Origin of the sequence: Campylobacter sp. W0066.2, from assembly GCF_024723515.1 — a bacterium.
Taxonomy (GTDB): domain Bacteria; phylum Campylobacterota; class Campylobacteria; order Campylobacterales; family Campylobacteraceae; genus Campylobacter_D.
Window position 1 is genome coordinate 79,923 of record NZ_JANQCV010000001.1, and the last position, 23,570, is coordinate 103,492.

Here is a 23,570-nt window from a genome sequence, read left to right on the forward strand (position 1 = left end):
TTTTATTACTAGTATTTTGAGTTAAATTTTCACATATCTTTAAAAAATAAAATAAATTTAACCTAAAATTATATTTTTTTATGACAAATTCATTTTTTTATGATAAATTTATGCTCAGAAATTATAAAAAAGGAGATAAATATGGATTTGATATCCCAATTTGTTGCCTTTGTGAATAATCAGTATTATTCTATTTTAGTGATTTTACTTATTGTCACAGGGTTTTATTATAGTTATTTGACCGGTTTTGTGCAATTTCGAATGCTTCCTTATGTGTTTGATATCTTAACAGAAAAGCAAGAAAAGCATGAAAAACACCATATTACTCCTTTTCAAGCTTTGATGATTTCAACAGCTTCAAGAGTTGGTATAGGAAATATCGCAGGTATTGCAGTAGCTGTTGTTTTGGGTGGGCCAGGTGCTTTGTTTTGGATGTGGGCTATGGCGTTTTTTGGTGGTGCCTCAGCTTTTGCAGAAAGCACTCTAGCGCAAGTTTATAAAAGCCGTGATGGTAAAAGTTTTAAAGGTGGTCCTGCTTATTATATTAGTAAAGCCTTAAATTTAAAATGGCTTGGAGCTATATTTGCGGTGATTTTGATCATTACTTACGCTTATGGATTTAATGGTCTTCAAAGCCAAACTATGACTTCAGCGTTTGAGTTTTACTATAAAGGCATGGTTGATGCTAGCGAAGTGAGTTTTGCTCAAAGTTGGTGGCCTATTGTAATAGGAGCAATTTTAGCTGTTTTTGCTGCTTATATGTTTTTTGGTGATCATACTAAAATAGGTAAAGTAAGTTCGGTTATCGTTCCTATTATGGCGATGATTTATGTGGGTTTATCTATCATAGCAATGTTTATGAATTTTGATAAAATTCCTGAAGTGTTTTCTATGATTTTTAAAAGTGCTTTTGATTTTGAAGCTATTTTTGGCGGATTTGCAGGTTCTGCTTTGGTTATAGGTATAAAAAGAGGATTGTTTTCTAATGAAGCGGGTATGGGTTCAGCACCAAATGCAGCAGCTTCAGCTCTTACAACTCATCCTGCAAAACAAGGGGTTATTCAGGCATTTTCTGTATTAATTGATGTGATTATTTGTACAAGTTCAGGATTTTTAGTGTTATTTTCACTTGCTTATGCAAATAATATCGGCGTAGATGGTAAGCCTATTTTAACAGCACTGCCTTTGGTGCAAGAATCCATGAAAGAATATTATGGAAATTTAGGTGTGCATTTTACTACTGTTAGTATAGTTTTATTTGCTATTACTTCTTTGATAGGAAATTATTATTATGCTCAAGCAAATATTAAATACCTCACTCAAAATCCTATTATTATTAATCTTTTTAAAGCAAGCGCTGTGCTTATGATTTTTATTGGTGCAAATATGGATTTAAAATTCGCATGGGATTTGGCTGATACTACCATGGCGTTTATGGCTACGATTAATATCATTTCTATTTTATTACTTGGTGGTATAGTAAAAAAGGTATTAAAAGACTTTAGCGAACAAAAAAGACAAGGTAGAGATCCGGTATTTAGCGCTTCAAAACTTGGTATTAAAAACGCAGAGTGTTGGGACTAATGATAGATTATATTATTATCGCTTTGTTTGTAGCTTTTATGGTTTTTCTTGTGTTTGGCTTTAACCGCCAAATGCAAGAAAAAGCTAAACAAAGAGAAGAAAAATTAAAAACAAAGAAAGATTTTAAAAAAAATAGGTAAAATACACTAAAAATTTTTAAAAAAGAGTGTAAAATGAAATTGTTAATAGAAATAGGCACAGAAGAACTTCCTGCTATTCCTTTATTAAAAGAACTTCCAAATATTACTAAAAAATGGGAAAAGATTTTACAAGAGTATCATTTAGAATCTGAATTTAAATTTTTCTATACTCCTAGAAGATTGGTTTTTATCCATGAAAATTTTAAAGAAAAACAAGATGATTCTTTTGTGGAATTTATAGGCGCACCTAGGGCGATAGCTTATAAAGATGGAAAGCTTGCTCAAGCAGGAATTAGCTTTTTAGAAAAAAGTGGTTTAAAAGAAGAAGAGCTTGAATTTAAAGAAATTAAAGGTAAAGAAGTCTTGTATTGTCAAAAACAAGTGCAAGGCTTACAAAGCAAAGCAGTTTTAGCTCAAATGATCGAAGCTTTCTTAAAAAGCTTGAGCTTTGGTAAAACTATGAGATGGGGTGATGGTAGATTTGAATTTATTAGAGCTATTCGCTCGCTTTGTTGTATTTTAAATGATGAATTGATTGAATTTGAAAGCTATGGCGTTAAAAGCGCAAAAAGTACTTTTGTGCATAGAAGTGCTAGTTATGATTTGATAGCTTTTGCGAATATTGATGAGTATTTTAAAACTTTAGAGCAAAATTATATTATTTTAGATCAAGAACAAAGAAAAAAGCTTATCATTGAACAGTTAAAGACACTTGAAAAAGAAAATGATATTACTATTGCAGAAGATGATGAGCTTTTAGCCGAAGTTGTAGCTATCACAGAGTATCCAAAGGCATTATTAGGGCATTTTGAAAAAGAGTATTTAGAAATCCCAAGTGAAGTAATCATCACTTCCATGAGAGAAAACCAACGCTATTTTGCAGTATTTAAAAACAATACCTTAAGCAATCATTTTATCGTAGTTTCTAATGCGGTTTGTGAGGATTATTCTAAAATCATTAATGGAAATGAAAGGGTTTTAAGAGCAAGATTAAGTGATGCGATGTTTTTTTGGAAAAATGACTTAGCGCAAGGCTTAAATAATGATAAAATAAGCCAAATGGTCTATCTTGAAGGACTTGGAACCTTAAAAGATAAAATCATTAGAGAGCAAAAAATCGCTACTAAGCTTTGTGAGGTTTTTGCTAATACCCAAAAAAATGAAATCTTAAAAGCCATAGAATACTCAAAAGCTGATCTAAGTACTCAAATGGTGTATGAATTTACTGATCTTCAAGGCATTATGGGATCTTATTATGCTAAGGCTATGGGTATGAGCGATGAGCTTGCTTTGGCTATTAAAGAACAATACCTTCCAAATGGCGATAATTCAGCTATGCCAAGTAATGAATTTAGCTCTATTGTAGCTTTAGCTTATAAATTTGATACACTTATGGGGCTTTTTTCAATGGGGAAAATCCCAAGTGGTACAAAAGATCCTTATGCCTTAAGAAGAGCAGCAAATGGTGTTTTAAAAATTATCCTAGCTTTAAATAAAAATTTTGATCTTAAGATATTTTTAGAAGCAATAGCTAGCGAATATAAAAGCTTTGATTTGAAAATTTTATTAGATTTTATCTTAGAGCGTTTATATACTTTTTATGAAGTAAATGTTTCTTTTGTTAAAGCTGTGCTTAGCTCTAAAACTTATGATATTATTTATATTAATTCTTGTATTAAAGCTTTGATTCAAAGCGCAAATAGGGCAGATTTTAGTCAAAATTTTGCTACTTTTAAGCGCTTAGCAAATATTGCAGTATCGAGTGAAGCTCAAGTTAATGAAAATTTGTTTAACACTCAAGAGGAAAAAGATTTATATCAAGCTTTTATGCAGTGTAAAACAAAAGAAAATAATACCCAAGAGCTTTTAGAGAGCCTTTTTGCGCTCAAACCACAAATTGATGCTTTTTTTGATAAAGTAATGATTAATGATAAAGATGAAAATATTAAAAACAATCGTCAAGCTTTGGTGTGTGCAATCTATCGTGAGTTTTTAAAAATAGCTGATATTAAAGAGCTTAGTGTATGAGAAGAATTCTTTTTTTTCTATGTTTTTTGATTTTTACTTTAGAAGCTAGTGAGATTGAGCTTGTAAAAGGGCAAGTAGTTTTTTTAGAATTTGATAAAAGTAATTTTTTACAAGTTAGTTCAAATTCTAAAAAACTTCCTTTTTTTGAGTATAAAAATAAAGTTATTGTTAGTGTAGCTATGCCTTATAAAAACCCCAAAGATAGAAAATTAATAGCTGAATTTAAAGATAATTCCAAAGAGGAAATTAATATAAAATTTAGCGAAGGAAATTATAAAAAAGAATTTTTAAAAGTTAGTGCTTTTAAGGTTAATCCACCTAAAGAAACACTTGATCGCATTAGCAAAGAATATCAAGAAGCTATTAAGATTTATAATACTTATACTAATACAGCTTTATTTGAAGGCAATTTTGCATATCCTTTAGAAAGTAAAATTACAAGTGCTTTTGGAAAAGCAAGATTATTTAATGATACTCTTAAAAGTTATCATAGCGGAACTGATTTTAGAGCAGCAAGTGGAACAAAAATTTATGCTAGCAATGATGGTATTGTAAGGATTGCTTCAAATCGTTACTATGCAGGAAATTCGGTAGTGATTGATCATGGATATGGGATTTATTCTCAGTATTATCATCTATCAAAACTTAATGTAAAAGTAGGACTAAAGGTAAAAAAAGGTGAACTTATAGGTTTGAGTGGAGCTAGTGGTAGGGTTACAGGACCACATTTGCATTTTGGAATTTTAGTCAATGGTGTGCAAGTTGATCCGCTTGATTTTATAGCTAAATTTAATGCTTTATAATGATAGCTTTTAGTGAGTTTTTTCAAAATTGGATTGATAAATATTATTCCCAAGCTGTGAGTGTTGGCAAAAATGGAGATTTTTATACTGCAGTTAGTGTGGGAAATCTTTTTGGGGTACTCTTAGCTAATCATTTTTTAAAACTTATAGATGATAAAAAGCTAACTTTACCGGTTGAAGTTGTAGAAATAGGAGCAAATGAAGGGCATTTAATGCTTGATTTTATACAAGCTTTATACACTCTTAGAGCTGATGTTTTAGAGCAGATTGAGTGTTTTATTATAGAGCCGCATAAAAAGTTAAGATGTGTTCAAAAAAAACTTTTTGATGAGTATGATTTGGATGTAAAAATTTATAATTCTTTAGAAGAATGTTATTTTAAAAATGCTTTTTTTTATGCTAATGAATTATTTGATTGTTTTGCATGTGAACTTATAAATGATAAAACAATGGCATATGTTGGTGATGATTTAAACATTGTTTTTAAGCCTATGAGTGAAGATCTTTTAAAAGAATGTGAAAAATATGCTATCACTAATAGTGAGTTTTGTATCTCTTATAAACCTTTTTTATCCAAACTAAAACAAACTTGTGAAAAACTAACTTTTGCATGTTTTGATTATGCAAAAAAAGAAGAAAAAATTAGTATTAGAATATATAAAAATCATCAAGTGTATAATCTTTTTGAAGAGAATTTAAAAGATTTTTTTGCTAAAAGCGATATTACATATAATGTAAATTTTGATCATTTTTTACAAGTTTTAAAAGAAGAGGGCTTTGAAGTGTTAGAATATAAAAATCAAAATCAAGCCTTAATTGACTTTGGTTTGGAAGAAATTATTGAGCAAGCTAAAAATACTAACCTCCAAATTTATAAAAACTTTATCAACCAAAGTAAAAATTTGATGTTTAACTTTGGCGATAAGTTTAAGTTTTTAGAATTTAAGATTTAAAATCACTGCTTGTAATATCAAGCCCAAAACCTTTTAAGCCTATAAATTCTTTATCGGTATTTTGACTTAGAAGTTTGATTTTTGAAATTTTTAAATACCTTAAAATTTGCGCTCCTATGCCGTAATTTTTAAATTGTATGTTTTCTTGTTTTTCATTTTTCATGAAAATGATTACACCACCTTTTTGGTTTAAAAACTCAATTTGTTTTAATAATTCATTGAATTTATTAGAAGTTAGAAGCTCAAAGTCACTTCCACTAAGATAAAATTTAACATTCTCACATTCTTTCAAAGTGCCAAAGCTAAAAGCTATGTGTTCATTTTCATTATGATCTTTAAAGGTCATTTTTTTAGCTTTAAAACCTGCTAAAATACTTTCTTCTTCTTTAATTAAAGAAATCAAACTTTCATTTTTTAAACGATACTTGATTAAATCTGAAATAGTAATCATATTAATAATGTGTTTTTTGCAAAACTCAAGCAAATCGCTTCTTCTAGCCATATCTCCATTATCTTTAACAATCTCACATATCACGCACGCTTCTTTTAATCCTGCCAAGCGACATAAATCCACCGTGCCTTCTGTGTGACCTGTTCTTTCTAAAACCCCACCTTTTTTTGCTATCAAAGGATTAATATGACCAGGGCGCACAAAATCACCTGCCTTTGCATTATCATCAGCAAAAATTTTAATCGTCATATCTCTTTCATAAGCACTTACCCCTGTTGTTGCATTTTTTGCATCGACAGTGATGGTAAAAGCTGTTTCGTGATTTGATGTATTTTTAGGTACCATTAAAGGCAGTTCAAATTTTTTAGCTAAGTTCTCACTCAATGCTACACACACCACACCTCTTGCATGAGTAATGGTAAAATTTACTTTTTCTTGTGAGCTAAATTGTGCAGGGAAAATCAAATCTCCTTCATTTTCCCTATCTTCTGCATCCACCATTACCAACATCTTGCCATCTTGAAGTTCTTTTATAGCTTGTTCTACACTAATATATCCCACTATTAATCTCCTTTTTTCTATTTTTTAGAAATTATATAATATTTTTCTTGACATTATGTAAAAAATAATATATAATACCACTTCTAATTTGGAAATTACTTCATTTATTGGGGTATCGCCAAGCGGTAAGGCAACAGGTTTTGGTCCTGTCATTCAGGGGTTCGAATCCCTTTACCCCATCCACTTCATATGATGCCGCGAAGTAGAGCAGTGGTTAGCTCGTCGGGCTCATAACCCGAAGGTCGGGAGTTCAAATCTCCCCTTCGCAACCAATATTTTATAAATAGTTTTTTAAATAATTTGAGTTAGTTACAGAAAAGTCCATATAAGTCTTACTTTTAATGATTTTCATTAGTCTCTTGAATATTTTTATAATTTAATTAAACATGTTAAAAAATTTTAAATTACTTTAATACAAAATACACGAAACAAGAATACAATTTAAAAAGTTTTAATAAAATGGTATTTCTTTATAATTAGAATAAAAATACGAGATAAAATAAAATGGTGGATTTAGCAGGACTCGAACCTGCGACCAACCGGTTATGAGCCGGTTGCTCTAACCAACTGAGCTATAAATCCGCCAGAAGTTAAAATAAAAATGTTATTATATCTTTATTTCCTTAATTTAAATTTAGAATTTTATTTTTACTGCTTTTTCTATTGCTAAATATCTAAAGGTTATTAAATTTTGTAAAATTCCAAAGAAAATCATAAAGGTAGCAAAAGAACTCCCCCCATGGCTAAAAAATGGCATAGGTATACCAACAACAGGGGCAAAACCTATGGTCATTGATATATTTACTGCTACATATATGAAAATAAACAAAGCAATACAATTTGTTACTACTCTTGTAAAATAATCATCTTTGAGCTTATAATTTAAACTCAATAAATGAAAAATGAGTAAGGTATAAAGTAGTATAATTATAACTGCACCAATAAAACCAAATCTTTCAGACAAATATGCAAAGATAAAATCACTCGTAGAAATAGGTAAAAATTTAAAATGTGTTTGTGTGGCTTCATCGGCTTTTTTTCCACTCAAACCACCGCTTCCTATAGCGATGATGGATTGTTTTACATGGTAACTCGGCTCTTCAGCTAAGAAATCATGAATTCTTTGTTTTTGATAAGGCTTTAAGAAATCACTATAAATAATAGGTGAGGCTATAGCTATAGCTAAAAAAATACTAAGCCAAATTTTATAATTTACTCCGATGATGAAAAGTGTTCCAAAGCCTACTATTAAAAGTACTAAAGCTGTTCCTAAATCAGGTTCTCCTGCTATAAGTAAAAATGGGAGTAAAATATAAAAACTTAGCTTTAAAAATTGTTTTAAACCATAGCCATTATGAGGTGGTGGATTTTGATAAATCAAATAAGCTAGCATTAAGATAAAAGAAGGCTTAAAAATTTCAGAAGGCTGTATGGTAAAATGTGTAAAAGGTATTTCAAGCCATCTTCTAGCTCCAAGTTTTTCAACACCAAAAATATCCACGCTCAAAAGCAAAGCTATATTGATCCAATATAACACAGGTATAAGCCACATTAATCTTCTTAAAGGTATAAAGAAGAAAAATGCAAATCCTGCAAAACCCACTAAAGTATAGATAAATTGTTTTTCAGCTAAGCGTGTATTTGCTTCATAAATTAAAAGAAAAGATATAGTTATGATAGGTAATACTAAAAGAGGTTGAACAAAATCAAAATGCGTTAGAATTCTTCTATCAAGTTTTATCAAAGCTACCCTTTTTTACAAAATATTGTGTAATTATATGCTAAAATTGCAAATTTTATCACAAGGAAATATAATATGCTAAAAATTTCATCACTTTGTGAAGAAAGATTGGATATTTTTTTATCAGATATACTTAAACAAAGTCGTTCGCAAGTTGCTAAACTAATCAAAGAAAATTGCGTATATATTAATGAAAAAATAGAAAATAAAAGTTCTAAAAAAATAAAACAAAAAGATGAAATAAGTATTTTTTTACCTTTAATAAAAGAAGCCAAGGAAAGTTATACTCCTGAGTTTGATATAGAAATTTTATATGAAGATGATGATGTTTTAGTTTTAAATAAAGCTCCTAATGTTGTCGTGCATGGTGCAAGTAGTGTTAAAGAAGCGACTTTAGTGGATTGGCTTTTGCATAAGGGCTATGCTTTATCAAATTTAAACGGAGAGCATAGAGCAGGACTTGTACATAGACTTGATAAAGGCACAAGCGGAGCTATCATCATAGCTAAAAACAATCAAGCACATCAATTTTTAGCAAATCAACTTTTAGATAAAAGCATGGGTAGATTTTACCTTGCTTTGAGTGAATTGCCTTTGAAAAATGATAAAATGAGTAATGAAAAAGCTATTATGCGTTGTCCCAATAATAGGCTTAAAAAAATTACTACAAATGCTAAAAATCCTTTAGCAAAAAATGCAAAAACAGATTTTATAAATTTATTAAGTGCTAAAAAATGCTCTTTAATAGCTGCTAAGTTATACACAGGAAGAACCCATCAAATCAGGGTGCATTTGGCAGATTTTAATCGCTATATTTTAGGAGATGAATTATACGGATATAAAGGAAAAATAAAGTATAATAGAGTAATGCTTCATGCGTATTTGATTTATTTTATTCATCCTAGGACTAAAGAGTTAATGTTTATAAAAGCTCCTATGTTTGATGATTTTTATCAAATTTTAAAAGAAAATTTTACACAAGGAGAGATAGATGAAAAAACTTCACTGGATTATCTTAAGTTCTGCTTTGGCTTTTAGTGCTTGTAGTACAACTATGAGTTCGCCTCAAATTGCTCAAGTAAATGATACTTTACCAAAAATTTCAAATATTAAAAGTATAAGTGATATTACAAGCATAGCTTTTGAATGGGAACCTTTGTATGATCAAAATATAGCAGGATATTATATTTATAGAGCAAATGCAGCTGGTGCACCTATGGAGCTTATAGCAAAAATCAAAAATAAATTTCAAACTCATTATACTGATACAAATTTAGAGCCAAATACAAGGTATTATTATTCTATGAAAACCTTTAACGAGCTTGGACAAGTTTCTCAAGATGGTGTGAGTATAGAAGCTTTTACAAATAGAGTGATTGATCCAGTGCCTTTTGTGCAAGCTATTGTTGGTTTGCCAAATCGTGTAAAAATAGTTTGGAGACCACACCCTGATGTAAGAGTAAACTCATACATCATTGAGCGTGCAAATATGAAAGATATGAAATTTAAAGAATTAACTAGGGTTAAAAATCGCTTAAGTGCTGAATATATAGATGATTCATTAAAACCTGATGAGAGTTTTCAATATAGAATCATAGCTTTAACTTATGATGGTATTAAAAGCACCCCAAGTAAGATAGTTGAATCAACCACCAAAGCGCTTCCTCCTATGGTAAGTAATTTACAAGCAAGTAAAGACGCGCCAAGAAAAATCATTCTAACTTGGGATAAAATTGATTATGCTGATTTTGCTTATTATAAAATTTATTCAAGTTCAACTACCTTTTTACCTTTTAGTGTGGTAGCTAAAACTTCTGAAAATACCTATGAAGATGTAGTTAAAGGTGTGGCTGAAAAAAGATATTATAAAGTTAGTATGGTGGATAAAGATGGCTTGGAAAGTCCTATAGCAAGTGAGCCTGTAGAAGGTATTACCTTAGGGGCACCATTAGCACCAAGTATTGTTTTGTGTGCTGTTGAAGATGATGGCATTAGAGTTGAATGGGTTGATAATGATGATAGAGCTAAAGAATACATAGTTAAACGAAGTGGTGGCGGAAGTAATGCTGTGTTTAAAGAGATTAAATCTAAACAATTAAAAGACATCACAGCAGTTCCTGGAAAAGTGTATAGTTATGAAGTTATAGCTATTGATGCAAATGGTATAGAATCAAAAGCTTCTGATAAATTTACAGCGGTGAAATAATGCCAAATTTTAAGTGTAAAATTTTAAATGAAATTCAACTTCCTTTTGAAAAAGATGGGGTTGAATTTTTATGGCTTGCTAAAGGTGAAAATGTAGATTTGCTTTTTACGCGCATAAAACAAGAAAACTTTTTTTTGCAAATTAAAAAAGATGAAAAAAAACAAGAATGGCTTATTAAAGGTGAAAAACATACTAAGCCTTCGCAAATTGGATATTTGCAAAAAGCCTTACTTGTGTTTAAAGAAAATTTCACTCAAGATGTAGTTTGTGAAGCTGTGGCATTAAAACATACAAGGTTAATCCAAAAAACACCTTTAATTGCTAATGATTTAAAAGAATTACTAGAGCAAATAAAAAACAAAAAGCAAATTTATATTGAAATAGGCTTTGGAAGTGGTAGGCATTTACTTTATCAAGCAAGATCAAATCCTGATGTTTTGATAATTGGTATAGAAATTTACACCCCTGCGTTAGAGCAAGTAGCTAAACTTGCCTTAAGTGAAAACTTAAATAATGTTTTATTAATAGAAACTGATGCAAGATTATTATTAAGCGTACTTGAATCTAATCTAGTAGATAAAATCTTTTTGCATTTTCCTGTCCCTTGGGATAAAAAGCCTCATCGTAGGGTAGTGGGGTTAAATTTTGCAAATGAATGCGCTAGAGTTTTAAAAGAAAATGGACAATTTGAACTAAGAACAGATAGCTTTTTGTATTTTGATTTTACCTTAGAAACTTTTTTAACTTTTTCACATTTAAAAGCTTTAATCAAAAAAAATGAAAATTTAGAAATTTCAAGCAAATATGAAGATCGATGGAAAAGGCAAAATAAAGATATATATGATTTAATCATCAGTGGTTTTAGTAAGAGTGAAAGTTTAAGTAAGGATCAAAAATTTGCTATTGAAGATTTAAGATTAAGCACAGAAGAATTAGTTTGTATAAAAAAGAATTTTAAAAATGAAGTTTTTAAAGGTGAAGATTTTTTCTTACATTTTGAAAAAATATACATTAAAGATGATGAGCTTATCATCAAAATAGCTTTTGGCGCTTTTTACAAGCCTGAACATGTTTATATAGCTTTAAACACACAAAAAATAGAATTTATCTTTGAGCAACCCTTTAAAACTAAAGAAAATTTAAAAGCTATAGAAAAATTAAGAGAAATATTGTATTCTTATATCAAATAATAATTTATAAAATAAATAAGGAAAAAGCAGTGATGATAGAAGCTAAAAAGCTTTGTCTTGGTTATGATGAACTTGTTATAGAAAATGCTAGTTTTTCACTAAAAGATAATGATTTTGTTTTTATTACAGGAAAAAGTGGTAGTGGAAAATCAACTTTGTTAAAATCTTTCTATGGAGATTTGGAGCCAATAAGTGGAAGCTTAAAGGTTTGCAATAATGATTTAGTAGATATTTCTAATGCTGAGCTTTTGCAGCTTAGGCAAAAAATAGGAATTATTTTTCAAGATTATCGTTTAGTGCAAGAATTTAGCGTAGAAAAAAATGTAATGCTACCTTTGATGATTAAAGGTTATAGCAAGAATGTATGTAAAGAACAAGCTGCAAAGCTTTTAAAACATGTAAATTTAACTTTCAAAGCTGATAAAAAGCCAGCTCAGCTTTCAGGTGGAGAGCAACAACGCGTGGCTATGGCAAGAGCTTTGGCGCATAATCCAAAATTACTCTTATGTGATGAACCAACAGGAAATTTGGATGAGTATTCTTCAGATATTATATGGACTTTATTAAAATCAGCTAGAGAAATACTTGGAACTTGCGTAGTTGTTGTTACGCATAGAATTCCTACTAATTTAAGACTTGATTATCGTCGTTTTAATATAGAAAATGGGAGAATGAATGAAATCTTTTAAAAATCATCTTTCTTTAATATTTGCTTTAATGGTAATGATGTTTGCTTTTGAGTTTTTAATCATTACAAACAAAACTATAGAGCATTATGAAAAACTTTTAAATAAAGATTATAATATCATTTTAGTAGGAAAAACTCATTTAGATAAAAAAAGTATAGAAGATCAAGTAAGTCATTTTCAATCTTTAGAAATTTTAAATCCAAATGAAATGATAGATAGACTCAAGAATGATATATCGGCTAAAAACATAGAGGTTTTAAAGGCTACATTGCCAAAATTTTATACTTTAAAGCTTAATAAGCTTTTGTCAGAAGATGAACTAAATGCTTTAAAAGATAAGCTTTTAAAAAATCCTAATATTACTAAAGTAGAAACTTTTGCGAAAACACATACAAAAATTTATAAACTTTTGGTTTTAGTGAAATTTTTATTATGGTTTTTCTTGTTTATTATAATATTACTTAGTTTTGTATTATTGCTTAAGCAAATGAAAATTTGGCTTTTTGAGCATACTCAAAGAGTGGAAATCATGTGCTTACTTGGGGCACCGTTTTGGTTTAGATCTTTTATGCTTTATAAGATAGTTTTTATTGATTGTTTTATAGCATTTTTGTTGCTTGTATTATTTTTTACCCAAGTTTATGATCTTGAATCTATTAAACTAGCTTTACAAAGTGTAGACATTAGCTTACCTAAAATAAGTATTTTCATGCATTTGTTTTTGATTTTTTTAGCAATGCTTTGTGTTTGTTTTGCTTGTGTGAATTTTGTAATGTTTAAGGTTAGAAAATGAAAAAATGTTTTTTGCTTTTTTTGTTTTCTTTTTCTGTTTTATTTGCAAATGAAATTGCACAAAAGCAAAAAGATATTAAAGAAAATGAACGTATAGTAAAGCAGTTATCTAAAAAGTTAGAGGATTTAGCAAGTGAAATTTTAGATAATGAGAAAAATTTAAAAAAAATCGCTTCAGAAATTAGCACTTTAACTTCAAAAACTTCTAAACTTGAAAGTTCAGTAAAAACTCAAATAAAAGCGCTAGAACAACTTAATGCGCAAAATAAAGATCTTTTGCAAAATAAAAATAAAATCGAAGGAAAGATAATTGATTTAATTGCTAAAGATTTTGCTTATGATTTGGCAATTCCTAAAAATTATATTGAAAGCGAAGATAGTATCATAGCTTTAGAATTAGTTGGGGTTTTGGATAAAATTTTCAAGGAAGAATTTTACCAAATTTCAAAAGATTATGAAGATGTAAGCAAAAAAATAGAAGAAAAACAAACACAAATCACTACAATTAATAGCAATTTAAAAGTTTATAAAGATCAAATTGATGAGCTTAAAAATCTTAGAAAAAAACAAGAGCAAGAAATAGCTAAACAAAAAATTGATAAGGAAATTTATACTAGAAAACTTTCTAATTTACAAGCCCAACAACAAGAATTAAGGAAAACACTTAATAAATTAAAAATTATCAAAGAAAAAGAAGAAGAAAAATTAGCACAAAAAAAAGAAGATAAAAAGCCAAATTCAAACATAAAACAAGTGGGTTCAAGCTATCAAACAAGCAGTGTCAAGCGCTATAGTGGCCCTAAGACAATCGCCCCTTTAGAATCTTACACAGTAAAACAAAAATTTGGAAATTACATAGATCCTATTTATAATATTAAAATTTATAACGAAAATGTAGTTTTAAAAAGTGATAGTGCTAATGCTGCGGTAAGAAATGTTTTAGATGGTAAAGTGGTTTTTGCAAAAGCAACTCCAACTTTAAAACAAGTTGTGATTGTTGAAAATAAAGATGGTATACATACTATTTATGCGCATTTAGATAAAATTGCACCTGGGGTTAAAGTGGGTAGAAATATCAAAAAAGGTTATATTATAGGTAGGGTTGAAAGTGATTTAACTTTTGAAGTAACACAAAAGAATTTTCATATCAATCCTTTAGAGATGATTAAATAAATTAGTTTTTTTTAATGCGAATTTTGATATAGTTTCAAATCAAAGGAGAAATTTAATGAACAATAAAAGAAAAAGAGTATTGGTTAAATTTTCTGGAGAAGCTTTGGCTGGAGAAAATGGATTTGGTATAGAAAATTCTATTTTAAAATACATAGCTTCTGAAATAAAAAGCTTGATTAGTGAAAATGTTGAAGTAGGTATAGTAATAGGCGGTGGAAATATCATTAGAGGGGTATCTGCTGCAAGAGATGGACTTATAAAAAGAACAAGTGGTGATCATATGGGTATGCTTGCTACTGTGATTAATTCTATAGCTATGCAAGAAGCATTAGAAAGTGCTGGGCTTGATGTAAGGGTTCAAAGCGCTATTCAAATGGAAGCATTCTGTGAAACTTATATCATGAGAAGAGCACATAGACACTTAGAAAAAGGACGTATAGTTATTTTTGCTTGTGGTACGGGTAATCCTTATTTTACTACAGATACTGCTGCGACTTTAAGAGCAGTGGAAATTCAAGCAGATATGATCATTAAAGCGACTAAAGTAGATGGAATTTATGATAAAGATCCTAAAAAATATGATGATGCAATTATGCTTAATGAGTTAAGCTATGAAAGAGCTTTGCATGATAATATTAAAGTTATGGATGATACTGCAATAGCCTTAGCTAAAGATAATGCTTTACCTATTGTGGTATGTAATATGTTTAAAGAAGGAAATTTATTAAAAATCATCCAAGGCGATATGAGTTTATGCTCTATTGTTAAAAATCAAGATTAAGGATAAAAATGAGAGTAGAACAAATAGCTGCAAAAGCATTAAAAAAACTAAAAGATGATAGATATAAACTAGCTCTTGTAGTAGCTAAAAGAGCTGAAGAGCTTGCAAATGGTGCAGAATCTTTAGTAAATTTAGATAAAAATAAATACAAATATACCGACATTGCTTTACATGAAATAGCAGAAGATAAAATCGTTTTAGAGGGATTTATTGAAGCTAGTAAATGATGAGTTATTGTTAGATAAACTTGTTGATGATGTTAAAAATTGTAAAGATTTACAAAGAGCAAAAGAAATCCTTTTTATGGTCTTTCCACAATCTGCTGTTTTAGAAAAAGCGGTAGATTTTTGTATTCAAAAACACGAAGGACAATTTAGAAAAAGCGGAGAACCATATGCGGTTCACCCTATATTAGTGGCTTCTTTTGTGGCATTTTTAAGCCCTGTACAGTCTATGATTATCGCTGCATTATTGCATGATGTGTTAGAAGATACAAATTGCAATGAAGAAGAATTGAGTTCAAATTTTGGTGAAGAAGTCACCAAATTGGTTCAAGGCTTAACCAAAATAGTCAGTATTAGAGAAGATCATCTTACACGCTCTAATTCTAATGAAAAACTTGCAAAATCTGCTTTGACTTTTAGAAATATGCTTTTAGCTGGTGTTGAAGATGTGAGCGTGCTTGTAATAAAGCTTTGTGATAGATTGCACAATATGCTTACTTTAAATTTTTTAAGAGAAGATAAACAAAAAAGAATCAGCGAAGAAACCTTGGTGGTATATGCGCCTATAGCTCATAGACTTGGAATTTCAAGTATAAAAAATTTGCTTGAGGATTTAAGTTTTAAGTTTTTATTGCCTGATGAATATACACAAATTGATAATTATATAAATGCAAAAGATCAACAAATTCAACTTGGATTTAATGAATTTATCTCAAAAATAGAAATGTTATTTTTGGAAAATGGGTTTAGACAAGGTAGTTTTGTTATACACAAAAGAATCAAACATAATTATTCTATTTATTTAAAAATGCAAAGAAAAGGTGTGGGGCTTGATGAAGTTTTGGACCTTTTGGGTGTAAGAATTTTGGTAGAAAAAGTTTATGATTGTTATTTGGCTTTAGGAATTTTACATACACATTTTAATCCTTTAATTTCAAGATTTAAAGATTATATAGCTTTGCCAAAACAAAATGGTTACCAAACCTTACATACAACACTTTTTGATGCAAAAAATATCATAGAAGCTCAAATTCGTACCTTTGATATGCATAAGACTGCTGAATTTGGCGTGGCAGCGCATTGGAAATATAAAGAAGGAAATATAACAACACCAAATTTAGATTGGCTTGCGGATATTTCTATGCATGGTAAAGAAGATGGCAATGCTGTGCAAGATTGTGATGCTATCGAACTTTATGAATATGCAAAAGATAGTTTATATATAGAAGATATAGCAGTATATTCTCCAAAAGGTGAAATTTTTACTTTGCCGCGCGGGGCTACGGCTTTGGACTTTGCTTATGAAGTTCACACCAAAGTAGGACTTCATGCAAAAACTGCGTTTGTTAACCGCATGAGAGTACCACTTTTAACCGTGCTTAAAAATGGAGATATAGTTAGCATTGAAACTTCCGAAGAAGAATTTTTTAGATGTTCATGGATAGATAGCGTTAAAACAGGAAAGGCTAGAGCTAGTATAAGAGATTTTTGCAAGCAAAAGAAAAAAGAATTAAATAACAAAATTGCTGTTAATCTTTTATCTACTGTTTTTAATAAAGATTCTAAACTTATAGAAGAATGGCTTGAAAAAGAAAATTTTAATAAAAAGCTAAGACAAATTGCTTTGGATTTTAATTATTTTAAAGATGTAATTATTGCTCTAAGAAAATATATGGGACAAAATCAAGCAGCTAAATTTGAACAAAATGAGCAAAAATTTGAAAGCATAGTGATTGGTTCTAATTATAAAATAACCACGATTAATTTTGATTATTGTTGTAGGCCTAAAAGAGGAGATGAAATCATTGCTTTTAGACATTCAACTGGAGCAACAATACACCATAAGCTTTGTGAACAAGCAATGAAAATGATAGAAGATAACAAAGAAATGGTTTTTGTTTTTTGGAATGATAGTTCGATAAAAAGTTACAAAATCATTGTTTCTATAGAAAATAAAAAAGGTTCTTTAGCAGATTTTCTAACTACTTTAGCTAAAATGCAGATTAATGTTTTAAGTATTAACTCAGCTGATTCAGAGCCAGTCGTTGCAAATTATTTTGAAGTACAAGTTGAGTTACCTAATAATATAGATCTTGAGAATGCAAAAGAAAGATTAAAATCAAGATATAAAATTTTAGATTTTACATCTTTAAATGATGCATATAATAATCATTAAAAAAGGTTTTTTATGGATATTAATGAAATTATTAAAGAAATTAAACGAGGAATAGCAGAAATTATTGATGAAGAAAGATTAGTTTCTTTAATAAAAAATTACTATGAAAAATGTGAAAATTTTTTTGTAAAGGCTGGTTTTGATCCTACGGCTGCTGATTTGCATTTGGGTCATACTGTGGTTTTGAGTAAAATGGCTTTGCTTCAAAAACATGGAGCTATAGTGCAGTTTTTAATAGGTGATTTTACTGCTCAAATTGGAGATCCAACAGGAAAAAGTGTTACAAGAAAAAAACTTGACAAAGAAGAAGTGCTTAAAAATGCCAAAACCTATGAAGAGCAAGTTTTTAAGATTTTAGATCCAAGTAAAACTCAAATTCATTTTAATTCTAAATGGTTAAATGAGCTTGGTGCTGCTGGTATAGTAGAGCTTACTTCGACTTTTAGTGTTGCTAGAATGCTTGAAAGAGATGATTTTACTAAGCGTTTTAAAGAGCAAAGCCCTATATCAATTTGTGAGTTTTTATATCCACTTTTACAAGGTTATGATAGTGTTGCATTAAAAAGTGATATAGAAATGGGTGGAACGGATCAAAAATTTAATCTTTTAATGGGTAGACAGCTTCAAAGAGTATATAATTGTCAAAAAGAACAAGCGGTAATGATGATGCCATTGCTTGAAGGCCTTGATGGTGTAAATAAAATGAGTAAAAGCTTGGGAAATTATATCGGCGTAACAGAAGATGCTAAAGATATGTATGCTAAGGTATTAAGTATAAGTGATGAGTTGATGTTCAGATATTATGAACTTTTAAGTGAAAAAAGCTTAAATGAAATTTCACAAATAAAAGATGATATTAAAAATGGCTCATTGCATCCTAAAAAAGCTAAAGAAAATTTAGCTTTAGAAATTACTGCGCGTTTTCACTCAAGTGAGTGTGCACTAAAAGCTAAGGAAGAATTTGACAAAGTCCATAGCGCAAAAGAACTTCCTAGTGATATGCCAAGTTTTACTTTAGAAGGCAGTATTTGGCTTGCAAAAGCTATAGTAGAGTGTAAAATGGAAAGTTCTACTTCAGCTGCTAGAAGATTGATTAATTCAAATGCAGTAAGTGTTAATGGAGAAAAAGTTCAAGATGAACAATTCCAACTAGAAAGCGGTGAATATATTTTACAAGTTGGAAAAAGAAAATTTGCAAAATTAAAGGTAATATGATGAGTTTTAAAGCTTTAAAAATTGGAAAGCATGAGATAAAATATCCTATTTTTCAAGGTGGCATGGGACTTGGTATAAGTTGGGACAAACTTGCTTCTGCAGTTTCTTTAAATGGTGGATTAGGGATTATTTCTTCAGTAGGAACTGGATATTATGAAAATAGAACACATATAGATAAAGAGTTCAACGCAAAGCCTTATGGTAGTGATAATTTTTACTCAAAAGCAGGCTTAAAAGCTTTGATAGATAATGCTAGAAAGGTTTGTAAAGACGCACCTTTAGGCTGTAATATTTTATATGCAAGTAATAATTATGCGCAAATTGCTCGTAATGCTTGTGAGGTTGGTTTTAATGTGATAGTTTCAGGAGCAGGGCTTCCTACAAATTTGCCTGAATTTACACAAGATTATCCTGATGTTGCTTTGGTACCTATTGTATCATCGGCTAAGGCTTTAAAAATTATCTGCAAAAGATGGCAAAGCAGATACAATCGCTTGCCTGATGCAGTTATAGTTGAAGGGCCAAAAAGTGGTGGACATCAAGGTTTTACTTATGAGCAATGTTTAATGGATGAATATCAGTTAGAAAATGTAGTACCACAAGTTGCGCAAGAAATTAAAAACTGGGGAGATATGCCATTAATCGCTGCTGGTGGAATTTGGGATAAGCAAGATATAGAAAAAATGATGTCTTTAGGAGCAAGTGGCGTTCAAATGGGAACTCGATTTATAGGAACTTTTGAATGCGATGCGAGTGATGATTTTAAACAAGTATTGCTTGATTGTAAAAAAGAAGATATTGAGCTTTTAAAATCTCCAGTTGGCTATCCTGCAAGAGGGGTAAGAACTAATCTTTTAAATTTAGTAGATAAAAGAATGGGGCCAAAAATTTCTTGTGTGAGTAATTGTGTTGCACCATGTGGTAGAGGTAAGGAAGCTGCTAAGGTGGGTTATTGTATAGCGGATAGATTATATGATGCTTGGAGTGGTAAAAAAGAAACAGGCTTATTTTTTACAGGGGCTAATGGATATAGACTAGATAAACTTATTAGTGTAGAAGAGCTAATGAAAAAATTAGTTAATGGCGAAGATGCTTAGAATATTTTTTATTTTTTTATTATTTTGTTTTAGTGTTTTTGCTAATGCAGAAGTTAAGAAATTTGATCAAAATTTTTTAACTTCTAATTCAGAAGAAAAACTACAATTGCACCAGCAATTAAAATCTTTGTATATACAAAGTGTGATTAATGATAATAATGAAGAAAAAAATGAGATTTTAAAAAGATTAATCATAAGTTCAAATTCTTTAGGTTTTGATGATAAAGCTTATGTGCAAGAGCTTAAAGAAAGCGGAGTAAGCGAAGAAGAAATTTCACGTTTAAAAAATGCTTTAAAAGTTATACAAGATCAAAAAATAAAAAAAGAACAACCAAAAATTGAAACTAATGTCACATCACCTATCAATAAAAAAGAAGATAAAAAAGAAGATAAAAAAGAAGATAAAAAAGAAGATAAAAAAGAAGATAAAAAAGAAGATAAAAAAGAAGATAAAAAAGAAGATAAAAAAGCTCCAGTGCAAAAAGAACTTTTTGTGCTTGATGTTAAAAAATTAGATAATGGCATCTTACTTAATTTAAGTGAAAAAATCAGCCAAAAAGATATTAAAAACTTTACTCTCAAAGGCGATAAGAATTTTCGTTATGTTGCAGATTTTGATGGGATTTTAAAAGGACCTAAGAGAACTTTTGAATTTAAAGATTTTGATATTATCGTATCGCAATTTAACCCAACAAGTATGCGTTTGGTCTTAAGTTCAAAAAAAGAATTAAAGATCAAAATAGAGCTTAAAGATCAAAGTCTTTTTATGGGGCTTGAAAAAGTAGAAAAAAAAGAGGAACCCAAACCTATAGTTAAAAAACAAAATGAAGTTAAAAAAACAGAAGTAAAAAAAGAAGTTGTTAAAAATGATCCTTTATATATTTTAAAATCAAGTAAAGATAAAAATGGTGTTAATTTAAAATTAAATAATGATATTGATATTGAAGATATTAAAATCAATTCTTTTAAAGATGGTAAAACATATCGTTCTATTGTAAGCTTTGAAGCTATTTTAGAAGGTGATAGAAAAAAAATCGATATCAATAAAAATCAATCCATCACAATAGTGCAGTTTAATAAAACTACAGTAAGAGTTGTTTTAAATTCTACTAGTGATTTTAAAACTAATCTTAATTTAGACGATGAGGAATTATTTATAGGCTTTGAAAAAAAGGTCAAGAAAACACCGATAAAAACTACTTCAAAAATGGCAAAAACTACCATTAAAAAATCAGGTAAAATCATAGTAATTGACCCAGGTCATGGAGGTAAAGATCCAGGTACTTTGGGTGATAAGGGTGTTAGAGAAAAAGATGTAGTTTTAAGCGTTGCTTTAAAACTTGGTAATGAGCTTAAAAAACGTGGATATAAAATTTATTATACTAGAAGTACGGATAAATTTATAAACTTAAGAGATAGAACCTCTATGGCTAATGAAAAAATGGCGGATTTATTTATTTCTATCCATGCAAATGCAGCTCCGAATAAACAAAGAGCTAAAACTTTACAAGGTATTGAAACTTTCTTCTTATCGCCTGCAAGAAGCGAAAGAAGTAAAAAAGCTGCTGAGTTGGAAAATCAATCCGATTTTGAAGAGATGAATTTCTTTTCCAAGCAAACCTTTTTAAATTTTTTAAACCGTGAAAAAATCGTTGCTTCAAATAAATTAGCCATTGATGTTCAAAAGAAGATTTTAAGCAATGTAAGAAAAAAATATAAAGTTGTGGATGGTGGAGTTAGAGAAGCTCCATTTTGGGTTTTAGTGGGTGCACAAATGCCTGCTATATTGATTGAGACAGGTTATATTAGTCATCCTAGTGAAAGAAATAGATTAACAAATAAAAATTTCCAAGAATTATTAGCTATTGGTATTGCTAATGGCATAGAGAGTTATTTTTATAAAAATCAATGAAAAAAGCAAATATTATCATTAAAAACAATGCACCTTTTTCTTTAGATTTTGATGATTATTATTTTAATTCTAGTGATGGTTTAAGCGAGAGTGAATTTATTTATACTAATGCTTTTGAATTTCAAACAAAACAAACTATCATTGCAGAGCTTGGTTTTGGTATAGGTTTAAATTTTTTCCTTACTTTAAAGCGTTTTATAAAAGAAAAAAAAGAAAATCAAAGACTATTTTATCTTAGTTTTGAAAATTTTTATATAGAAAAAGAAACATTAAGAGAAATTTATAAAAATCTTGGTTTTTATGAGGAATTTAAAGAGCTTTTAGAACAGTTTTTAAAATTTTATCCTCCATGTAAAGATGGAGTTTATAGATTTTATTTTCAAGATTGTTTTTTAGATTTGGTATTTGGCAATGCTAAAGAAAAGTTGCAAAATTTAGATTTTAAAGCTGATGTTTGGTATTTAGATGGTTTTGCTCCTGCTAAAAATCAAGAGATGTTTGATGAGGATATTATAAATAAAGTTGCTAAAAAATCAAAAATAAATGCCAAGGTTTTAACCTTTTCCTCTGCAAGCATTTTAAAAAAAGCTTTGATTAATAATAATTTTCAAGTACAAAAAATTAAAGGTTTTAGAAAAAGGGAAATGATACAAGCTATTTTTAATGGCCTTGAGTTTGAAGATAAGTTTGCTTATTTTAACACTCCAAGTTTAAAAAAAGATATACAAAAAATAGCCATCATCGGAGTAGGCATAGCCGGAGCTAGTATAGCTTATGAGTTTTCTTTGAGAAATGTTCAAGTAGATGTTTTTGAAAAAGAAAATTCACTAGGAAAAGGTGCTTCTGGAAATATCAATGGAATTTTAAGCTCTTTGATTTTAAAACCTGATGTTTTATTGGGTGAGTTTTCACAATATGCTTTTTTAGAGGCTAGTAGATTTTATAGACAAATTTTAGATTTAATTCCTCAAGGGGTTTATGAATTTGCTCATAATGAACTTATGCAAGAGCGTTTTGATAGTCAAAAAGATAATGTTTTATTTGAAATGATTAACAATCAAGCTTTTTTAAAAGATGGAGCATGTATAAAGCCCAAAGAGCTTGTTAAAATGCTTTTGCAAAAAAGTAAGGCTAGGGTATTTTTTGAGTATGAATTTAAAGATTATTCTTATAAAAATGAAAAGTTTTCTTTGCAATTTAATAATCAAAAAACATTAAAAGATTATGATGTGTTAATTTATGCTCAAGGTGCTGATATTAAGAACTTTTTAGAGTATAAATATATGAAATTAAGTAGTGTTAGAGGTCAATGTACTCATTTGAAACCATTTTTAAAAAATTCTCATGCTTTATCTTCAAAAGGCTATATTTGTCCTATCAACGAAGAATTAAATTTGCAACTTATTGGTGCAAGCTATGATAGGCTTAATCAAGATACAACGCTTTTAAAAAATGATGATTTGCAAAATATTGAAAATATAAAAGAATTTTTGCAAGGTGAAAATTTAGAAATTATGGGTGGAAAAGTAGGATTTAGATCATATTCTAGTGATAGATTTGCTATAATAGGTCAAGCCTATGATGAAAATTTTTATATGCAAAATTATAAGGCACTTTTATGGCGTAAAAATAAAAGTCAAGTAGTGCCAAATGATTTTATTCCTTTATATTTTTCTATTGCTCATGGATCTAGGGCTTTTGCTAGTGCTATTATTGGAGCTAGAATACTTAGTGCGTTAATCTTTGATGAGCCAAAAATAGAAAAAGATTTTTTACATGCTACTCATCCTGCAAGATTTTTAATCAGAATGTTAAAAAAGGGAAAAATTTTATAATAAGTAGTTTTTTTGTTTG

At 29.3% G+C, this 23,570-nt stretch carries 20 protein-coding genes and 3 tRNA genes; 20 read left to right on the top strand and 3 right to left on the bottom strand.

Annotated elements, in window-relative coordinates:
- The first annotated feature begins 141 nt into the window (after positions 1-141).
- The 5 genes from CAMP18498_RS00420 to CAMP18498_RS00440 are packed head-to-tail and all read left to right on the top strand — an operon-like array spanning position 142 to position 5,508.
- Entirely contained in the window at positions 142-1,584 is a 1,443-nt protein-coding gene (locus tag CAMP18498_RS00420) for an alanine/glycine:cation symporter family protein (RefSeq protein ID WP_047208171.1), read from the top strand.
- A complete protein-coding gene (locus tag CAMP18498_RS00425; RefSeq protein ID WP_087685579.1) occupies positions 1,584-1,724 on the top strand; it encodes a hypothetical protein in 141 nt (46 codons plus the stop codon). The genes CAMP18498_RS00420 and CAMP18498_RS00425 overlap by 1 nt, the downstream gene beginning before the upstream one ends.
- A 33-nt stretch (positions 1,725-1,757) precedes the next feature.
- A complete protein-coding gene (glyS, locus tag CAMP18498_RS00430; RefSeq protein WP_337196710.1) occupies positions 1,758-3,752 on the top strand; it encodes a glycine--tRNA ligase subunit beta in 1,995 nt (664 codons plus the stop codon).
- On the top strand, positions 3,749-4,555 hold the full coding sequence (locus CAMP18498_RS00435; RefSeq protein ID WP_337196712.1) for a M23 family metallopeptidase: 807 nt from the start codon (positions 3,749-3,751) through the stop codon (positions 4,553-4,555). The genes glyS and CAMP18498_RS00435 overlap by 4 nt, the downstream gene beginning before the upstream one ends.
- 2 nt (positions 4,556-4,557) lie before the next feature.
- Positions 4,558-5,508: an SAM-dependent methyltransferase gene (locus tag CAMP18498_RS00440; RefSeq protein ID WP_337196815.1), complete on the top strand. Its 951-nt coding sequence runs from the start codon at positions 4,558-4,560 to the stop codon at positions 5,506-5,508.
- Here CAMP18498_RS00440 and CAMP18498_RS00445 read toward each other — a convergent pair.
- Positions 5,498-6,520: a bifunctional 3,4-dihydroxy-2-butanone 4-phosphate synthase/GTP cyclohydrolase II gene (locus tag CAMP18498_RS00445; protein ID WP_337196714.1), complete on the bottom strand. Its 1,023-nt coding sequence runs from the start codon at positions 6,518-6,520 to the stop codon at positions 5,498-5,500. The two genes, CAMP18498_RS00440 and CAMP18498_RS00445, sit on opposite strands and share 11 nt — an antisense overlap.
- A gap of 108 nt (positions 6,521-6,628) precedes the next feature.
- Between CAMP18498_RS00445 and CAMP18498_RS00450 the strand changes: the two genes are divergently transcribed.
- Together CAMP18498_RS00450 and CAMP18498_RS00455 are read left to right on the top strand one after the other, a co-directional pair.
- A tRNA-Gln gene (locus tag CAMP18498_RS00450) sits at positions 6,629-6,703 on the top strand.
- Positions 6,704-6,716: 13 nt separating this feature from the next.
- A tRNA-Met gene (locus tag CAMP18498_RS00455) sits at positions 6,717-6,792 on the top strand.
- 233 nt (positions 6,793-7,025) lie between these two features.
- On the opposite strand, the gene CAMP18498_RS00460 is transcribed toward CAMP18498_RS00455, so the two are convergent.
- Both CAMP18498_RS00460 and CAMP18498_RS00465 read right to left on the bottom strand, forming a co-directional pair.
- Positions 7,026-7,102, bottom strand: a tRNA-Ile gene (locus CAMP18498_RS00460).
- Between the two features lie 52 nt (positions 7,103-7,154).
- A complete protein-coding gene (locus CAMP18498_RS00465) occupies positions 7,155-8,264 on the bottom strand; it encodes an FtsW/RodA/SpoVE family cell cycle protein (protein ID WP_337196716.1) in 1,110 nt (369 codons plus the stop codon).
- A gap of 72 nt (positions 8,265-8,336) precedes the next feature.
- Between CAMP18498_RS00465 and CAMP18498_RS00470 the strand changes: the two genes are divergently transcribed.
- Genes CAMP18498_RS00470 through mnmC form a run of 13 tightly spaced genes read left to right on the top strand, consistent with a single transcriptional unit; the run spans position 8,337 to position 23,551 of the window.
- Entirely contained in the window at positions 8,337-9,299 is a 963-nt protein-coding gene (locus CAMP18498_RS00470) for an RluA family pseudouridine synthase (protein ID WP_337196718.1), read from the top strand.
- Positions 9,253-10,467 (top strand): fibronectin type III domain-containing protein, encoded by a 1,215-nt coding sequence (locus tag CAMP18498_RS00475; protein ID WP_214099478.1) that lies wholly within the window; start codon positions 9,253-9,255, stop codon positions 10,465-10,467. Before CAMP18498_RS00470 ends, CAMP18498_RS00475 begins: the two co-directional genes overlap by 47 nt.
- Positions 10,467-11,657 (top strand): tRNA (guanosine(46)-N7)-methyltransferase TrmB, encoded by a 1,191-nt coding sequence (trmB, locus tag CAMP18498_RS00480; RefSeq protein WP_337196720.1) that lies wholly within the window; start codon positions 10,467-10,469, stop codon positions 11,655-11,657. The genes CAMP18498_RS00475 and trmB overlap by 1 nt, the downstream gene beginning before the upstream one ends.
- Before the next feature lie 32 nt (positions 11,658-11,689).
- The gene (locus CAMP18498_RS00485) at positions 11,690-12,346 is read left to right on the top strand and encodes a cell division ATP-binding protein FtsE (protein WP_039642523.1); all 657 of its coding nucleotides are present in this window, start codon (positions 11,690-11,692) and stop codon (positions 12,344-12,346) included.
- Complete coding sequence (locus tag CAMP18498_RS00490) at positions 12,333-13,139, top strand: ABC transporter permease (protein WP_337196722.1); 807 nt, start codon at positions 12,333-12,335, stop codon at positions 13,137-13,139. Before CAMP18498_RS00485 ends, CAMP18498_RS00490 begins: the two co-directional genes overlap by 14 nt.
- On the top strand, positions 13,136-14,311 hold the full coding sequence (locus CAMP18498_RS00495; protein WP_337196724.1) for a murein hydrolase activator EnvC family protein: 1,176 nt from the start codon (positions 13,136-13,138) through the stop codon (positions 14,309-14,311). The genes CAMP18498_RS00490 and CAMP18498_RS00495 overlap by 4 nt, the downstream gene beginning before the upstream one ends.
- Before the next feature lie 55 nt (positions 14,312-14,366).
- Positions 14,367-15,092, top strand: coding sequence for a UMP kinase (pyrH, locus tag CAMP18498_RS00500; protein ID WP_214100059.1), 726 nt, complete (start codon positions 14,367-14,369; stop codon positions 15,090-15,092).
- Positions 15,093-15,100: 8 nt separating this feature from the next.
- A complete protein-coding gene (locus tag CAMP18498_RS00505) occupies positions 15,101-15,319 on the top strand; it encodes a DNA-directed RNA polymerase subunit omega (protein WP_337196727.1) in 219 nt (72 codons plus the stop codon).
- Entirely contained in the window at positions 15,303-17,492 is a 2,190-nt protein-coding gene (locus CAMP18498_RS00510; RefSeq protein WP_337196728.1) for a RelA/SpoT family protein, read from the top strand. The genes CAMP18498_RS00505 and CAMP18498_RS00510 overlap by 17 nt, the downstream gene beginning before the upstream one ends.
- 12 nt (positions 17,493-17,504) lie before the next feature.
- Positions 17,505-18,707, top strand: a complete 1,203-nt coding sequence (tyrS, locus tag CAMP18498_RS00515) for a tyrosine--tRNA ligase (RefSeq protein WP_337196729.1) — start codon at positions 17,505-17,507, stop codon at positions 18,705-18,707.
- Complete coding sequence (locus CAMP18498_RS00520) at positions 18,707-19,804, top strand: nitronate monooxygenase family protein (RefSeq protein ID WP_337196731.1); 1,098 nt, start codon at positions 18,707-18,709, stop codon at positions 19,802-19,804. Before tyrS ends, CAMP18498_RS00520 begins: the two co-directional genes overlap by 1 nt.
- A complete protein-coding gene (locus tag CAMP18498_RS00525; RefSeq protein WP_337196733.1) occupies positions 19,797-21,716 on the top strand; it encodes an N-acetylmuramoyl-L-alanine amidase in 1,920 nt (639 codons plus the stop codon). The genes CAMP18498_RS00520 and CAMP18498_RS00525 overlap by 8 nt, the downstream gene beginning before the upstream one ends.
- Positions 21,713-23,551 carry a bifunctional tRNA (5-methylaminomethyl-2-thiouridine)(34)-methyltransferase MnmD/FAD-dependent 5-carboxymethylaminomethyl-2-thiouridine(34) oxidoreductase MnmC gene (mnmC, locus tag CAMP18498_RS00530; RefSeq protein ID WP_337196734.1) on the top strand — a complete coding sequence of 613 codons (1,839 nt, stop codon included), beginning with the start codon at positions 21,713-21,715 and terminating at the stop codon, positions 23,549-23,551. The genes CAMP18498_RS00525 and mnmC overlap by 4 nt, the downstream gene beginning before the upstream one ends.
- The last annotated feature ends 19 nt before the right edge of the window (positions 23,552-23,570 follow it).

Coding starts and splice junctions, on each gene's coding strand:
- CAMP18498_RS00420 (WP_047208171.1), top strand. CDS start 142: ATGGATTTGATATCCCAATTTGTTGCCTTTGTGAATAATCAGTATTAT.
- CAMP18498_RS00425 (WP_087685579.1), top strand. CDS start 1,584: ATGATAGATTATATTATTATCGCTTTGTTTGTAGCTTTTATGGTTTTT.
- glyS (WP_337196710.1), top strand. CDS start 1,758: ATGAAATTGTTAATAGAAATAGGCACAGAAGAACTTCCTGCTATTCCT.
- CAMP18498_RS00435 (WP_337196712.1), top strand. CDS start 3,749: ATGAGAAGAATTCTTTTTTTTCTATGTTTTTTGATTTTTACTTTAGAA.
- CAMP18498_RS00470 (WP_337196718.1), top strand. CDS start 8,337: ATGCTAAAAATTTCATCACTTTGTGAAGAAAGATTGGATATTTTTTTA.
- CAMP18498_RS00475 (WP_214099478.1), top strand. CDS start 9,253: ATGAAAAAACTTCACTGGATTATCTTAAGTTCTGCTTTGGCTTTTAGT.
- trmB (WP_337196720.1), top strand. CDS start 10,467: ATGCCAAATTTTAAGTGTAAAATTTTAAATGAAATTCAACTTCCTTTT.
- CAMP18498_RS00485 (WP_039642523.1), top strand. CDS start 11,690: ATGATAGAAGCTAAAAAGCTTTGTCTTGGTTATGATGAACTTGTTATA.
- CAMP18498_RS00490 (WP_337196722.1), top strand. CDS start 12,333: ATGAAATCTTTTAAAAATCATCTTTCTTTAATATTTGCTTTAATGGTA.
- CAMP18498_RS00495 (WP_337196724.1), top strand. CDS start 13,136: ATGAAAAAATGTTTTTTGCTTTTTTTGTTTTCTTTTTCTGTTTTATTT.
- pyrH (WP_214100059.1), top strand. CDS start 14,367: ATGAACAATAAAAGAAAAAGAGTATTGGTTAAATTTTCTGGAGAAGCT.
- CAMP18498_RS00505 (WP_337196727.1), top strand. CDS start 15,101: ATGAGAGTAGAACAAATAGCTGCAAAAGCATTAAAAAAACTAAAAGAT.
- tyrS (WP_337196729.1), top strand. CDS start 17,505: ATGGATATTAATGAAATTATTAAAGAAATTAAACGAGGAATAGCAGAA.
- CAMP18498_RS00520 (WP_337196731.1), top strand. CDS start 18,707: ATGAGTTTTAAAGCTTTAAAAATTGGAAAGCATGAGATAAAATATCCT.
- CAMP18498_RS00525 (WP_337196733.1), top strand. CDS start 19,797: ATGCTTAGAATATTTTTTATTTTTTTATTATTTTGTTTTAGTGTTTTT.
- mnmC (WP_337196734.1), top strand. CDS start 21,713: ATGAAAAAAGCAAATATTATCATTAAAAACAATGCACCTTTTTCTTTA.